The 15,495-nt window shown below is 70.4% G+C and carries 8 protein-coding genes; all 8 read right to left on the bottom strand.

Going from position 1 to position 15,495, the window contains the following annotated elements; all coding sequences use genetic code 11:
- Positions 1 to 2 precede the first annotated feature (2 nt).
- A complete protein-coding gene (locus BMY35_RS06010) occupies positions 3 to 7,502 on the bottom strand; it encodes a non-ribosomal peptide synthetase (protein WP_093196189.1) in 7,500 nt (2,499 codons plus the stop codon).
- A gap of 305 nt (positions 7,503 to 7,807) precedes the next feature.
- A complete protein-coding gene (locus BMY35_RS06005; protein ID WP_093196083.1) occupies positions 7,808 to 8,806 on the bottom strand; it encodes a TRAP transporter substrate-binding protein in 999 nt (332 codons plus the stop codon).
- Between the two features lie 11 nt (positions 8,807 to 8,817).
- Positions 8,818 to 10,548 (bottom strand): acetyl/propionyl/methylcrotonyl-CoA carboxylase subunit alpha, encoded by a 1,731-nt coding sequence (locus BMY35_RS06000; protein ID WP_093196082.1) that lies wholly within the window; start codon positions 10,546 to 10,548, stop codon positions 8,818 to 8,820.
- A 10-nt stretch (positions 10,549 to 10,558) separates the two neighbouring features.
- Positions 10,559 to 12,127: a 5-oxoprolinase subunit B/C family protein gene (locus BMY35_RS05995; protein ID WP_093196188.1), complete on the bottom strand. Its 1,569-nt coding sequence runs from the start codon at positions 12,125 to 12,127 to the stop codon at positions 10,559 to 10,561.
- A gap of 2 nt (positions 12,128 to 12,129) precedes the next feature.
- Complete coding sequence (locus BMY35_RS05990; RefSeq protein WP_093196081.1) at positions 12,130 to 12,897, bottom strand: LamB/YcsF family protein; 768 nt, start codon at positions 12,895 to 12,897, stop codon at positions 12,130 to 12,132.
- A gap of 18 nt (positions 12,898 to 12,915) precedes the next feature.
- Positions 12,916 to 13,602 (bottom strand): pyroglutamyl-peptidase I, encoded by a 687-nt coding sequence (gene pcp, locus BMY35_RS05985; RefSeq protein WP_093196080.1) that lies wholly within the window; start codon positions 13,600 to 13,602, stop codon positions 12,916 to 12,918.
- Positions 13,603 to 13,611: 9 nt separating this feature from the next.
- Positions 13,612 to 14,568, bottom strand: coding sequence for a DUF979 domain-containing protein (locus BMY35_RS05980; RefSeq protein ID WP_093196079.1), 957 nt, complete (start codon positions 14,566 to 14,568; stop codon positions 13,612 to 13,614).
- 5 nt (positions 14,569 to 14,573) lie between these two features.
- Positions 14,574 to 15,314 carry a DUF969 domain-containing protein gene (locus BMY35_RS05975; protein ID WP_093196078.1) on the bottom strand — a complete coding sequence of 247 codons (741 nt, stop codon included), beginning with the start codon at positions 15,312 to 15,314 and terminating at the stop codon, positions 14,574 to 14,576.
- Positions 15,315 to 15,495: the final 181 nt, after the last annotated feature.

Genomic DNA, 15,495 nt, shown 5'->3' with positions numbered 1-15,495 from the left:
CTTCAGGCCTCCTGCGACGCGCCGGCCTCGGCCGTGCGGCGCGCCTTGGTGTCGATGCCCAGGTCGACGAAGTAGCGCTGCAGCAGGTCGCGGTCCACCGGACGGATCGCCGCGCCGATGGCCTCGAGCTGCGCGTGCGTGGCCTCGCCGCTCACCTTCGGCGGCGTGGCCGATGTGTCGTAGCGGTCGAGGATCGCCAGCACCGCCGCGAGGTCGCGGTCCTGCCCCACGGCGAGCCGCGCATGCGCGCGCTGCAGCCAGGGCTCGAGCCCGACGGGTTCGAGCCGCATGCCGAGCCGCTCGAACACGGCCGGAATGTCGCGCACCCGCAGCGCCTCCTGGCTCGTCAGGTGGAACACCTGGCCCCACGCCGACTGCAGCGCCGCGAGGCCGAGGATGGCGCGCGCCACGTCGTCCACCGGCGTGAGGTTGAGCGGCAGGTCCATGTCGGGAATCGCTTCCAGGTCGGCATAGAGATGCGCCACGCGCCAGATCAGGTCGTCGGCGTTGCAGATGGCGTGCGTGTGGTCGCCGGTGACCGCGCCCAGCCGGTAGATCGCCACCGGCATGCCGCGCGCCTGCGCCGCGCGGGCCAGCGCGTCGCCCACCCACTTGCTCTGGCTGTAGCCGTCGACCAGCCCGCTCCAGGAAGCCAGTGCCGACTGCTCGGTGACGGTGCCCTCCTTGCCGTTGTTCTGGTCGATCACCGCCAGCGTCGAGACGTAGTGCATGCTCTTGGGCCGCCCCTGCGAGGTCCACTCGAGCAGCGTGACCACGCTGTCGACGTTGGCCGGCTTCAGGCTGGCGTAGGGATGCAGGAAGTCGACCTGCGCGGCGCAGTGGTAGATGGCGTCGCAGCCGTCGCGCACCAGCCGAACGGCGCTGTCGTCGAGGCCGAGCAGCGGCTTGCCGAGGTCGCCGGTCACGACCTTGATGCGCTCGTCGTCCCAGATCGCGCCGAGCCGGCGCTGCGCCAGCGTGAGCTGCAGGCGCCGCCTGCCGGCCTCCTCGTCGGCTGCGCGCACATGGCAGACCACGCATGCCGAGGTGTCGCGCAGCAGCGCGGCCAGAAGGTGGCTGCCGACGAAGCCGCTGGCGCCCGTCAAAAACACGCGCTTCGCGATCAGCGGCGGCAGGGCCACATGGGGCTGGATGCCCGCGGGCAGCTCCAGTTCGCGCGACAGGTCGAGCGCCTCGGCACCCGCCGTGTTGTCGTCCAGCCATGCGGCCAGGGCGGCGACGGTCGGGCGGTTGTAGACCTCGGCGTGCGGGAAGTCCGCGCGCACCTGCTGGCGGATGCGCATGCCGAGCTGGATGGCCATCAGCGAATGGCCGCCGAGCTCGAAGAAGTTGTCGTGGATGCCCACGCGCTCCAGGTGCAGGGTCTCGGCCCACAGCGCGGCGAGTTGCCTCTCGGTGGCGGTGCGGGGTTCGGCATACGGCGCGGCGGCCTGCTGTCCCGGCGCCGGCAGCGCCCTGCGATCGAGCTTGCCGCTCTGCGTGAGCGGCAGGAACGGCAGGTGCACGAAGGCCGAGGGCACCATGTAGTCGGGCAGCGACTGCGCCATGTGGGCGCGCAGCTCCAGCGGCTGCGGATCGGAGGACGCGACCACGTAGGCCACGAGGCGCTTCTCGCCCGGCACGTCTTCGCGCGCGATCACGGCCGCCTGCGTCACCTGCGGGTGGCGCAGCAGCACCGACTCGATCTCGCCGGGCTCGATGCGGTAGCCGCGGATCTTCACCTGCTGGTCGGCGCGGCCCAGGAAGTCGAGGCTGCCGTCATTGCGCCAGCGCACCAGGTCGCCGCTGCGGTACATGCGGCTGCCGGCCTCCCCGAAAGGATCGGCGATGAAGCGCTCGGCACTCAGCAGCGGGCGGTTCAGGTAGCCGCGCGCGACGCCGCCGCCCGCGATGTAGAGCTCGCCCGCCACGCCGGGCGGCACCGGCTGCAGCGCGTCGTCGAGCACGTACAGCCGCGTGTTCCACCCCGGCGTGCCGATGGACGGTGCTTCCTTCGCATTCATCGGCGCGCTCATGCTCGCGCAGATGGTGATCTCGGTCGGGCCGTAGGCATTGATCATGCGGCGGCCCTGCGACCAGCGCGCGGCCAGCTCGGCCGGGCAGGCGTCTCCGCCCACCACCACCGTCTGCAGGTACGGGTAGTCGCCCTCCGGCAGCGTCGCCAGCGCAGCCGGCGGAATCAGCGCGTGGCTCACGGCCTGCCTGCCGAGCAGCTCGGCCAGTTCCGTGCCCAGCAGCGGCTGCGGCGCCGGCACCACCAGCGCCGCACCGGCGTGGAAGGCCATCAGCAGGTCCATCACCGAGGCGTCGAAGCCGCTGGAGGAGAACTGCAGCACGCGCGAGTCGTGGCCGATGGCGAAGCGTTCGGCCATCGAGGCGCCGAGGCTGCTCAGGCCCGCATGCGGCACCACCACGCCCTTGGGCGTGCCGGTGGAGCCCGAGGTGTAGATGACGTAGGCGGCGTCGAGCGCATCTGCTGCGCGCGCCAGCGCCACGGGGCCGTCCGACTGGATCGCCAGCGCGGCGACGGTCTCGTCGCTGTCCAGCGCCAGGCAGTGCGGAATGCCCGCCAGCTCGGGCAGCAGCGAGGCATGCGTCAGCACGGCGGCGGGCGCCGCTTCCGCGAACACGAAGGCGCTTCGGCCCGCCATGTGGTTCGGATCGATCGGCAGGTACGCCGCGCCGGCCTTGACGATGGCCAGGTGCGCCACCACGAGGTCGAGCGAACGCGGCAGCACCGCCGCGACGATGTCGCCGGCACCGATGCCGCGGCCGCGCAGCAGGTGCGCGAGCCGGTTGGCGCGCACGTCGAGCGCTGCGTAGCCGACGGTCGCGTCGTCGAGCACCACGGCCGGCGCATGCGGGCGCGCGGCGGCATGCGCCTCCACCATGGCGGCCAGAGAGAGCGGTGCGATCTCGCGCTTGCTGCCGCTCCAGTCGGACAGCAGACGCCGGCGCTCTTCGTCGCCCAGGATGTCGAGGCCGGCCAGCGCCGTGTCGGGCGTCTCGCACGCCTGCTCCAGCAGGCGCACCAGCCGCTCGCCGATGGCCTCGACGGTGCCGCGGTCGAAGATGTCGGTGCTGTACTGGATGCCGCCCGCGATGCCGCCCGGCAGGCCGTCGGCGCCGCGCTGCTCGTCGAGGATGAAGGACAGGTCGAACTTCGCCGTGTCGACTTCCACCGGCTGCGGCGTGATCGACAGGCCCGGCAGGCTGAAGGACAGGCGGTTGTTGCTGCTCTGGAAGCCCAGCATCACCTGGAACAGCGGCAGGTTGGCGCCGCCGCGCTGGGGCCGCAGCAGTTCCACGATGCGGTCGTACGGGAACTCCTGGTTCGCGTATGCGGCGAGATTGGTGGCGCGCACCCGCGCGACCAGCTCGCGCAGGCTGGGCTGCCCTGCGACGTCGGTGCGCAGCACCAGCGCGTTGACGAAGCAGCCGATGAGTTCGTCCAGCGCGTGGTCGCTTCGGCCTGCAACGGGCGTTCCGATGACGACGTCCTCGCCCGCGCCCAGCCGGTTCAGCAGCCCCGCGAGCGCGGCCTGCAGCACCATGAAGACGCTGGCCTGGCCGTCGCGCGCCAGCTGCAGCATGCGCTCGTGCACCTGCGCCGGAATCCGCAGCGGCACCACGTCGCCGCGGTAGCTGGGCACGGCCGGATGCGGCCGGTCGACCGGCAGGCTCAGCCGCTCGGGAAGATCGCGCAGGGTCTCGCGCCAGAACTCGCGCTGGCGGCCGGCCATGCTCTCGGGGTCGTCCTCGCTGCCGAGCAGGTCGTGCTGCCACAGCGCGTAGTCGGCGTACTGCAGCGGCAGCGGCGTCCAGCCGGGCGCCTGGCCTTCGCTGCGCGCGGCGTAGGCAACGCTCAGGTCGCGCGCCAGCGGCAGCAGCGACGCGCCGTCGCCCACGATGTGGTGCGTGAGCAGCAGCAGCACGTGCTCGTCGGCGGCCAGCCTGAACAGGTGCGGCCGCAGCGGCACCGTGCTGCCGAGATCGAAGCCCGAGCGGGCGGCGGCATGCAGCTGCGCGGCGATCTCGTCCTCGCTGCTGTCGGCCTCGATCAGCAGTGCACGCGCCTGCTCGCCCTCGAGGATGCGCTGGTACGGCAGCCCGTCCTCGCTCGGGTAGACGGTGCGCAGGCTCTCGTGGCGCTGCATCAGGTCGTCGAGCGCCGACTGCAGCGCCGCGCGGTCGAGCACGCCCGACAGGCGCAGCGCCAGCGGCATGTTGTAGGCGGGGTTGGCGTTCTCCAGCTGGTTCATCAGCCACAGGCGGCGCTGCGCGAACGACAGCGGAATGCGCGCCGGACGCGGCATCGGCACCAGGCTGGGCCCCGCCTGCGAGGCCTGGTCCAGCAGCTCTGCGAGGCCGGCGATGGTGGAGACCTGGAACAGCGTGTCCAGCGGCAGGTCGATCATGAACTGCTGCCGGATCATCGAGATCAGCTGCACGATCATCAGCGAGTGCCCGCCGAGCTCGAAGAAGTTGTCGTCGATGCCCACGCGCGGCAGGTGCAGCGTCTCGGCCCAGAGGCCCGCGAGGATCTTCTCGGTGTGCGTGCGCGGCGCCACGTAGGGCGTGGCCGCCTGCAGCTCGGGCGCCGGCAGCGCCTTGCGGTCGAGCTTGCCGCTGGGGCCGAGCGGCAGGGCCGGCACGCTGACGAAGGCCGAAGGCACCATGTACTCGGGCAGCGACTGCGCGAGATGGGTGCGCAGCTCGGCGGCCTGCGGATCGGCCGCGTCGGCAGCAACGACGTAAGCCACGAGGCGCTTCTCGCCCGGCACGTCTTCACGCGCGACCACCGCCGCCTGGGCGACCTGCGGATGCCGCAGCAGCACCGATTCGATCTCGCCGGGCTCGATGCGCAGGCCGCGGATCTTCACCTGCTGGTCGGCGCGGCCCAGGAAGTCGAGGCTGCCGTCGTCGCGCCAGCGTGCCAGGTCGCCGGTGCGGTACATGCGGCTGCCGGGTCCGCCGTGAGGATTGGCGATGAAGCGCTCGGCGCTCAGCAGCGGGCGGCTGAGATAGCCGCGCGCCAGGCCGGTGCCCGCGATGTACAGCTCGCCGGTGGTGCCGGGCGGCACGGGCTGCAGGCCGCTGTCGAGCACGTGCATCTGTGTGTTCCAGATCGGTTTGCCGATCGGCACGCTCTTCAGCGCGGTCTCTCCCTCCGCCGTGCGCGGGCACTCCCACGAGGTGACGTCGACGGCGGCCTCGGTCGGCCCGTAGAGGTTGTGCAGCTCGCACGGCAGCAGTTGCTGGAACTGCGACTGCAGCGCGGGCGACAGCGCCTCGCCGCTGCAGATCACACGCCGCAGCGAGGTGCAGGCAGAGGCCGTGGGTTCGAGCAGGAACACCTCCAGCATCGACGGCACGAAGTGGATCGTGGTGATGCCTTCATCCACGATCAGCTTCGCGAGGTAGGCCGCGTCCTTGTGGCCGCCCGGCTTCGCCAGCACCAGCGTGGCGCCGTCGATCAGCGGCCAGAAGAATTCCCACACCGACACGTCGAAGCTCGAGGGCGTCTTCTGCAGCACGCGGTCGCCGGCCCCGAGGCCGTAGCGGTCCTGCATCCACTGCAGGCGATTGACGATGGCCCGGTGCGACACCACCGCGCCCTTCGGCCTGCCGGTGGAGCCGGAGGTGTAGATCACGTAGGCCGGATGCGAAGGGTCGATGGCGACGGCGTGATCGGCATCGTCGCAATTCGCCAGGTCCGCAAACGTTTGCCCTACATCGAGCAGAAGGGTCGGGGCGCTCACCTGCAGCGACTCCGCGAGCGCGGCGGTGGTGACGAGGCACGCCGGCTGCGCGTCGTCGAGCATGAAGGCGATGCGGTCCTGCGGGAAGTCGGGGTCCACCGGCAGGTAGGCCGCGCCGGTCTTCAGCGTAGCGAGCAAGGCCACCATGAGCTCGAACGAACGCGGAATGGCCAGCGCCACGGTGCGCTCCGGCCCCGCGCCGCGCGCGCGCAGCAGGTGCGCGAGGCGGTTGGCGCGACGATTCAGCTCGTCGTTGCTCATCGCCTCGCCCTCGAAGCGAAGCGCGACGCCTTGCGGATCGGCCGCGAGCTGCGCCTCGATCAGCGCGACGAGGTCTGTCTCGGGCACCGCGCGGGCGGTGTCGTTCCACGTCACCAGCAACTGCTCGCGCTCGCCGGCCTGCAGCAGGTCGACGTGGCCGATGGCCTGGTCGGGCTCGGCGATCACGGCGGTCATGAAGGCCAGCAGCCGGCGCTGGTGGGCGGCGAGTTCCTGCGCGGTGTAGATCGCCGGGTTGGCGTCGAAGTCGATCTGCAGGTCCTGCCCGTTGCCGCGCTCGTACAGGAAGATGCCCAGGTCTTCGGCCGTGCCGTTCGACAGGTTGCGCGGCTTCGCCTTGCTGCCGGCGAAGCGGAAGTCGTAGTCGAAAGGCTCGACGTTGACCACGGTGGTGAAGAGCTGCCGGTTGTTCACCAGCATGTTGAGGTCGCTGCGCAGGTGCTCGTAGCGATAGGACTGGTGCCGCAGCACCTGCCGCATCTGCCGGCCCACTTCGTTGATGAGCTCGGGCATGCGCAGGTCGGCGCGCATCGCGAGGCGCAGCGGCAGGGCGTTCGCCACCATCGCGGGCACGCGGCGCATGCGGTCGTTATGGCGCGCGGTGACGGGAATGCCGATCACCATGTCCTCGATGCCGGTGGCGCGGTACAGGTAGGCGGCGGTGGTGGCGATCAGGATCTGCGGCAGCGTGGTGCCCTGCTGCTGCGCGATGTCCGCCAGGGCCCGCACGCTGGCGGCCGGCAGGTGCGCCGTCTGCCGAAGCAGGCCGCCGACGTTGACCGAGCGGTGCGAGGCCAGGCTCAGCGGATCGGGCGCGTCGGCGAAGCGTTCGCTCCAGTACTGGCGGTCGCGCGGGAAGCGGCCCGACTCGCGGTACGCCTTCTCCTCCTCGGCCAGCTGCGAGATGGGCGCGAGGCGCGAGGCCTCGGGCACTTCGGTGCCTTCGATGCGCGCGGTGTAGACATCGGCGAAGCGACGTGCGATCAGCCCGCCGCCGAAGCCGTCGAGCACGATGTGGTGGCTGCGGTGATACCAGACGTGGCGCTCGGGCGCGATGCGGATCAGCGCGGACATCCACAGCTGGTCGCGCGCGAGGTCGTCCTTGCGGTTGAAGTCGGCCTGCATCCACGCCTGCGCCGTGGCGAGCGGATCTTCTTCGCCGCTGAAGTCGAGCCAGGGCATCTCGCGCGTGAAGACAGGTGCGACCACCTGGCGCGGCCCCTGCGCGGTGTCGACGAAGCTCAGGCGCGTGGCCTCGGCCTCCTCGGTCACCTGCCGCATCGCGGCGATGAAGACGTCGGGATCGATGGGGCCCTCGATGTCGATGGCTTCGGCGAGATTGAAGTTGGTGTCGGGCGAGGCGAACCTGGCGCCGAGCCACATCGCCATCTGGCCCGAAGTGAGGACAGATGCGCCACCCTGAGGGTCGACCGTGCTCATGAACTTCTCCACGTCTTGAATTGATCGGCGGCGATCGCTCCGGCAAGGAAGCAATCGCCAGTCCCGATTCAATGTACAAGCTGTTTCAACAATTTCAGAGACAGCTTTCCGGGTGAAAACATTTCACGTGGAGCGTTGAGCGAGAAAGATTTCATCGGGAAGTGGTCACCCGATGAGCGGCCGAAAAATCCGATGGCTTTCGTCGTAACCGCAATGGGAAGCGCGGGAAATGGAATGTTGCAACGCAGCAACTTCATCTCCTGGATGTAGGGTTTTCCCTCCGCGCGCGGGCTCGGCGCACGGGCTCAGCGCTTCTCGAAATACGGAATGAAGATGCCGTTGGCGGCAGTACCGACCTGCTTGACCCAGTTCAGCGAAAAGTTCTCGCCGAGGCGTTGCAGGTCGCGCCCGAGCAGGAAGGAAACCGGCTCGACCTTCATGCCGTTGCGCCTCAGTTCGTCCATGGAGCGGGCAGCGGCCTCCGCGCTGCGAGCCCATCCGCGCGTCTCGGCGACCGCGCATGCAGCCGCCAGCGAATTGCGCGAGGACGGAGCCAGCTCGTCCCACGCCTTGCCGTTGACGAACACGAGGTTTTTCGGGAACCACGCGTTGATCTCGTAGAAGTAGCGCATCGACTGCCACACGCGGCTCTCCACGCCGGTCACGGCGGAAGTCATCATGCAGTCGATGCGGCCTTCGGCCAGCGCCTTGTCGAGACCTGTGGCCGGAACGTCGACGGGCACCGCGCCCATCAGCGTCGCGATGCGCGCGGTGGTGTCGTTGTAGGCACGCATGCGCATGCCGCGCAGGTCGCCCGCGCCGCCGAGCGGCCGGTTCGAGTACAGGCCCTGCGGCGGCCATGCCACCGCATAGAGCACGCGCATCCCGCGCTGCGCGAAGGCCTGCTCGATCAGCGGGCGCTGGATGCGCCACAGCAGCTGCGCATCGGCATAGCTGCGCGTGATGAAGGGAACGGAATCGGCGCCCGCCAGCGGCACGTCTGCAGCGATGCTGCTCATGATGGCTTCGCCGGCCTCGACCTTGCCCTCCTGCACCGCCGCGCGAATGGCGTTCAGCGCGAACAGCGTGTTGCCCGGATGGACCTCGATGCGAAGCTGCCCGCCGGTCGCGGCCTCCACGTCCTTCGCCATCGCCAGCAGGTTGGCGGTGTGGAAGTTCTCCGCCGGATAGCCGGTGGCCAGCCGCCACACCGTGGCCTGCGCCGACCATGCGGCCGGCGGCAGGACGCCTGCCCCGCACGCCAGCCATGCGAAGCCGCGCCGCGTGATGCTGCCGCCGTTCATGTCGAGGCCTCTCAGCCGATGGTGGCGATGGCGGCGCCGACCGCCACGTACCCACCCGCGGCAACCGAGATGGCGACGCGCCCCGCGCGATGCGCGAGCACCTGCATCTCCATCTTCATCGCTTCCATCACGGCGATGACGGCACCCTCGGCAACTTCGTCGCCGTCGGCCACCTTCCACGCCTGCACCGTGCCCGAGACGGGCGCGGCCACGGCGGCGGCATCGACTGCAGATGCCTGCGTCGCGGGCGCTGCGACAGCGCCGCCCGCAGCCGATGAAAGCCCGCTGAGCAGCACGGCAGGCAGCCCCAGCGCCATGCGCCGCCCGTCGACCTCGATCGCCGTGCGCAGCAGCGCGGCATCGGGCAGCGGATCGGGGCGCAGGGCCGGCGCCTCGCCGTTGGCGAAGTCGGTCTCGATCCAGCGCGTGTGCACCTTGAAGGCGTCGCCCGAAACGAAGTCGGGATGCGTCATCACCGCACGATGGAAGGGCAGCACCGTGGGCAGGCCCTCGATGCGGAACTCCTTCAGCGCGCGCCGCGCACGCGCGATGGCCTGCTCGCGCGTGGCGCCGGTGACGATGAGCTTGGCCATCAGCGAGTCGAAGGTGCCCGGCACCTGCGAGCCCGAGTCCACGCCCGCATCGACGCGCACGCCAGGGCCCGAAGGCGCCTCGAACACTTTCACCGGCCCCGGCGAGGGCAGGAAGCCGCGCCCCACGTCCTCGGCGTTGATGCGGAACTCGAAGGCGTGGCCGCGCGGAGCCGGCGTCTGCCTGACCTGCAGCGGCAGGCCGTCGGCGATGCGCAGCTGCTCGATCACGAGGTCGATGCCCGTGGTTTCCTCCGTCACCGGATGCTCCACCTGCAGCCGAGTGTTCACTTCGAGGAAGGAGATCGCGCCGCTCGCGCTCAGCATGAACTCGACCGTGCCCGCGCCGGTGTAGCCGGCTTCCGCGCAGATGTCGCGCGCGGCCTGGTGGATGCGCTCGCGCTGCGCGTCGCTCAGGAAGGGCGCGGGCGCCTCTTCCACCAGCTTCTGGTTGCGCCGCTGCAGCGAGCAGTCGCGCGTGCCGAGCACCACCACGTTGCCGTGCGTGTCGGCCAGCACTTGCGCCTCGACGTGGCGCGGGCGGTCGAGGAACTGCTCGACATAGCACTCGCCGCGCCCGAAGGCCGTCACGGCTTCGCGCACCGCCGATTCGTAGAGGCCCTCGACTTCATCGAGCCGCCACGCCACCTTGATGCCGCGCCCGCCGCCACCGAACGCGGCCTTGATCGCGACCGGCAGCCCGTGCTTTTCCGCGAAGGCGAGCACCTCGCCTGCGTTCTTCACCGGATCGGCCGTGCCCGCGACCAGCGGCGCGCCGACCTTCATCGCGAGCTTGCGGGCCTGCACCTTGTCGCCCAGCATCGCGATGGCGGCCGGCGACGGGCCGACCCAGGTAAGGCCCGCATCGATGACGGCCTGCGCGAAGGCCGCGCTTTCCGACAGGAAGCCGTAGCCCGGATGCACCGCGTCGGCGCCGCTGCGCGCGGCCACGTCGAGCAGCTTGGCGATATTCAGGTAGGTGTCGGCGGGCTTGTTGCCATCGAGCCCGTAGGCCTCGTCGGCCATGCGCGCATGCAGTGCATTCAGGTCGGCGTCCGCATAGACGGCGACGGACTGCACGCCGTGGTCGGCGCAGGCGCGCGCGATGCGCACGGCGATCTCGCCGCGGTTGGCGATCAGTACTTTCTTCATGAGGAGGCTTTCACTGGGCCATGGGCCTGAAGCGGACGCGCGCGTTCACGGGGATCTGCCCCGCGCGGTCCAGGTGATGGGTGGCGACGGAGGCGATCACGGGATAGCCGCCGGTCAGCGGATGGTCGGCGAGGAACAGCACGGGCTGGCCGCTCGCGGGCACCTGGATCGAGCCGCGCGCGGTGCCCTCGCTGGGCAGCTCGGCATGGTTGGCGCGCGCCAGCGCTTCCTCGCCGGCCAGGCGGATGCCGACGCGGTTCGATTGCGGCGTGACGGTCCACGCCTGCGCGCACAGCAGCTCGACCGCGTCGGGCGTGAACCAGTCGGTGCGCGGGCCGAGCACGATGTCGAGCACGATTTCTTCCCGCACTGTGGGCAGGTCCGTGGGCGGAGCTTCGGGCTCGCCGACGAGGGCGCCCGCGGACACCGCGCGCAAGGGCAGCACGTCGCCCGTGGCAATGGCGTTCGGGCCGACGCGCGCGAGCGTGTCTGTCGAGAGGCTGCCGAGCACGGGCGTGATGTCGAAGCCGCCGCGCACCGCGATGTAGCTGCGGATGCCGGCCTCGGGTTCGCCCAGCGCGAGCACGTCGCCGTCGGCCAGCGCGACGGGCTGGTAGCGCGGCAGCGGCCACTGCGCACCATCGGCGCGAGTCAGCGTGACAGGCCCTTCTGCGCCGGTGACAGCCACCACCGCATCGCCGCGGCAGGCAAGCTGCAAGCCGCCGTACGCGACTTCGATGCAGGCCGCGTCGGAGGCATTGCCGACGAGCCTGTTGGCCGCCTGCAGCGAGCGCCGGTCCATCGCGCCGGAGGCCGACACGCCCTGCTTCGCCTGGCCATGGCGGCCGCCGTCCTGCAGCAGCGCCTGAAGGCCCGCCGCACGGATCTCGAAGGCACTGCCGCCGTTGTTCATTGCCGCCGGTTGCGACGGCGCAGGCGCGGTGGCCTGCGCTTCCGCGCGCGGCTGCCCGGTCACGTCCACGAATCGCACCGTGTCGCCCGGCTGCAGCAGCGCGGGCGTCTCGCGCGAGAGGTCCCACATCGGCGCATCGGTGATGCCGAGGATCTGCCAGCCGCCCGGACTGGCCTGCGGATAGACGCCGCTGAAGCTGCCCGCGAGGCCCACCGCCCCGGCAGGAATGCGCGTGCGCGGCACCTTGCGGCGCGGCACGTTCAGGCTCGGGTGTCCGCCCGAGAGATACGCGAAGCCCGGCGCGAAGCCGGTGAAGGCCACCGTGTAGTCGCTGCCGGTGTGGCGGCGCACCACTTCCTCGGGCGTGATGCCGAGCAGGCCGGCCACCTCGGCCAGGTCCTCGCCGTCGTAGCGCACCGGAATCTCGATTCGCCGCTCGATGCGGGTCTCGCGCGCGTCGAGGCTGCGCGCGCCGACCTGTCGCGCGAGCTCATCGGCCGTGATCGCGGCCGGCCTGAAGGTGATCAGCAGCGTGCGCGCGGCGGGCACCAGCTCCTCGATGCCCGCGATGGGTTCCGCGCGCAGCGAGGCCAGCAGCGCGAGGGTCTGCGGCAGGTCGTCGAGTTCGACCAGCACCGCATTCAGGTTGACCGGCAGGAAGCGCATCGTCATGCGGCGGCATCCACGAAGGAGCGGATCGCCACGCCCGACTGCTCCAGCAGCGCGCGCACCCGGCGTGCCATCTCCACCGCGCCGGGGCTGTCGCCGTGCACGCAGACCGACTCGGCCTCGATGCGCACCGTGCTGCCGTCGATGGCCGTGACCACGCCCTCGGAGGCCAGCCGCAGCATGCGCGCGGCCACTTCTTCCGCGTCGTGCAGCACCGCGCCGGGTTCGCGGCGCGACACCAGCGTGCCCTTCGGCGTGTAGGCGCGGTCGGCGAAGGCCTCGGCCACCACGCGCAGGCCCGCGTCGCGCGCCCAGCCCAGCAGCGGCGAACCGGCCAATGCCACCAGGACGAGGCTCGCGTCGATCTCGCGGATGGCGGCGATCACGTCGCGCGCCTGGCGCTCGTCGTGGGCGATGGTGTTGTAGAGCGCGCCGTGCGGCTTCACGTAGCGCACGGTGGTGCCGGCTGCGACGGCGAGGCCTTTCAGCGCGCCGATCTGGTAGATGACGTCGGCGCGCAGGTCGGCGCTTTCCACGTCCATGTTGCGGCGGCCGAAGCCCACGAGGTCGCGATAGGCCACGTGCGCGCCGATGACTACGCCGCGCTCCTTCGCCTGCCGCAGCGTGCGCAGGATGCCGGCGGGGTCGCCGGCATGGAAGCCGCAGGCCACGTTGGCGCTGCTCACGAGGGAAAGCATGGAGGCGTCGTCGCCCATGCGCCATGCGCCGAGGCTCTCGCCGAGGTCGCTGTTCAGGTCGATGTTCATCGTTCGGTCTTCAGTCGGTCAGTGCAGGCGGCCGGCGGTCTCGCGCACGTCGTCGCGCACGAGCAGCGCGGTGCGGATCGCCACGCGGAAGGCTTCCACCTGCGTCTGCAGCGCCATGCTCGCCACGCCCGGCTTGGACGCGGCCTGTTCCGGCAGGTAGGGCACGTGCACGAAGCCGCCGCGCGTGTGCGCGAGCGCGGGCCAGGTCGCGATGCGGTGCATCAGCGCATAGAAGATGTGGTTGCACACGAAGGTGCCGGCGCTGTTGGACACCGCCGCGGGCAGCCCCGCCGCGCGCATGTCGCGCACCATGGCCTTGATGGGCAGCGTCGAGAAGTAGGCGGCCGGTGCGCCGGGCACCACCTCGATGTCGATGGGCTGGTAGCCGGCGTTGTCGGGAATGCGCGCGTCGTCGACGTTCAGCGCTGCGCGCTCCAGCGAGATCTCGGTGCGCCCGCCCGCGGCGCCGATGCACAGCACCAGAGGCAGCGGCTTCCCGCTCTCCACGATGCCCGCCATGGCGGCGTCGAGCACGTGGATCGCGCGGCCGAACACGCAGGGCAGCTGCAGCGCCTGCGCCACGGTGCCTTCGCAGCGCCAGCCGTCGAGCGCACGGGCGATCTCCCACGCGGGGTTGACGGGATCGTTCTCGAACGGCTCGAAGCCCGCGACCAGCACCCGGGGTGCCTTGTCATCGGTGGTCATGCAGGGGCCTCAGCGGAACATCAGGAAGTACATCAGGAAGATGTTGACCACCAGCAGCGCGGCCGCGGTCGGTATCTGCACGCGGATCACGGCGTTCTTGTCGGGCAGCTCCAGCAGCGCCGCCGGCACGATGTTGAAGTTGGCCGCCATCGGCGTCATCAGCGTCCCGCAGTAACCCGAGAACATGCCGATGGCCGCCATCACCGCCGGGTCGCCGTGGTACACGCCCACCAGCACAGGCACGCCCACGCCGCCCGTCATCACCGGGAAGGCCGCGAAGCCGTTGCCCATGATGATGGTGAAGAGCGCCATGCCCAGCACGTAGACCGCGACCGCGACGAAGCGGATGTCCATGTTGATGTAGCTGGTGGTGATGTACGCCACGGCCTTGCCCACGCCGGCGTCGGAGAACACCAGGCCCAGCATGCCCAGCATCTGCGGCAGCACCACGGCCCAGCCCAGCGCGTCGGTCAGGCGGCGCGACTCGCGCATGCCCTGCACCGGCGTCTCGCGCGTCAGCCAGCAGGCCAGCGCCAGCGCCGCGACGCAGCCCACGCCCAGGCTCACCAGCGTGGTGTTCTTGGGGTCGAGCAGGAAGGCGTCGCCGATCTTCACCTTGCTCATCAGCACGGTGCCGATCACGGTGACCAGCGGGATCGCCAGCGCCGGCATGAAGAGCTTGTTGCCCAGGCGCTTGGCGCTGGCTTCGTACTGGGCGGGCGTCGGCTCGTTGTGCTTGCCCGCGCCCACGCCGCGCATGCCGGCGATGACGGCCATGGCGATGGCGCCCACGCCGACCACGGCCGGCGGCAGCTTGTCGCCGACCAGGAAGACCAGCGAATAGAGGCCCCAGAAGAGCGCGCTGGTGTAGCGCTTGGGATGCTGGCGGTCGGCCAGCGTCATGACCGCCGTGATCGCGAGGATCAGGCCGACCAGGATGTAGAGGTGCTGGATCGAGAGGATCATGATGCTCAGCGTCCTTCCTGCGTGGCGGGAACGGCGGGCACGTCGGACGCCGGGGCGCCGTCGAGTTCACGGGCCAGCGCCTGGTCGAGCCGGCGCAGGCGCCAGGCGTGGATGACGAAGGCGGCGATCGCCGTCGGAATGCCCCACATCGCGACGTGCAGCGGCTCCACGTCGATGCCGGCCTCGTGCAGGAAGGTGGTCATCAGCACGATGGCGCCGAAGGCCACGAAGATGTCCTCGCCGAAGAAGAGGCCCACGTTGTCGGTGGCCGCCGCGTAGGCGCGCAGCTTGTGGCGGATGCGGTCGGGCAGCTTGCCGTAGCGCGTCTCGGTGGCGCCCTCGGCCATCGGCGCGAGCAGCGGACGCACCATCTGCGGATGGCCGCCCAGGCTGGTGAGACCCATGGCCGCCGTCAGTTCGCGCGCTGCCAGGTACACGATCAGAAGGCGGCCGGCGGTGGCCGACTTGATGCGGCTGATCCAGTTCTGCGCATGCTGGCGCAGGCCGTGGCGCTCGAGCAGGCCGATCACCGCCAGCGGCAGAAGAATGATCAGCGGCAGGTTGCGGGTCTTGATGAACCCGGTGCCGATGGCCGTGAGGATCGCCATGGGGCCGAAGCCCGCGGCGATCGCCGTGGCGATGGCGGTGACGATCACCACCAGCATCGGATTGAAGCGCAGGACGAAGCCCGCAATGATCACGGCGACGCCGATCAGCGGCCACAGGTGAGGGATGTCAGGAGTCATGTTGGTCTTTCGTTCGGGTGATTCGGAGACACCTTGCGCGGGGGCGCCGGCAGCCGCTTCTTGCAAACTGCGTGCCAATGAATGAGCAATTCGTTTCTTGTGAATCACTCATTTAATGGAAATTGTTGAACAATTTATGCGAGTGTGCCCAACAACGGTGCCAAGCTGACCCCATGAAAAC

The sequence above is a fragment of the Variovorax sp. YR750 genome (genome assembly GCF_900109805.1).
In the GTDB taxonomy this organism is placed as follows: Bacteria; Pseudomonadota; Gammaproteobacteria; order Burkholderiales; family Burkholderiaceae_C; genus Variovorax; species Variovorax gossypii.
Note: the sequence above shows the minus strand (reverse complement) of the source record. Positions and strands in the feature narration are given on the sequence as shown.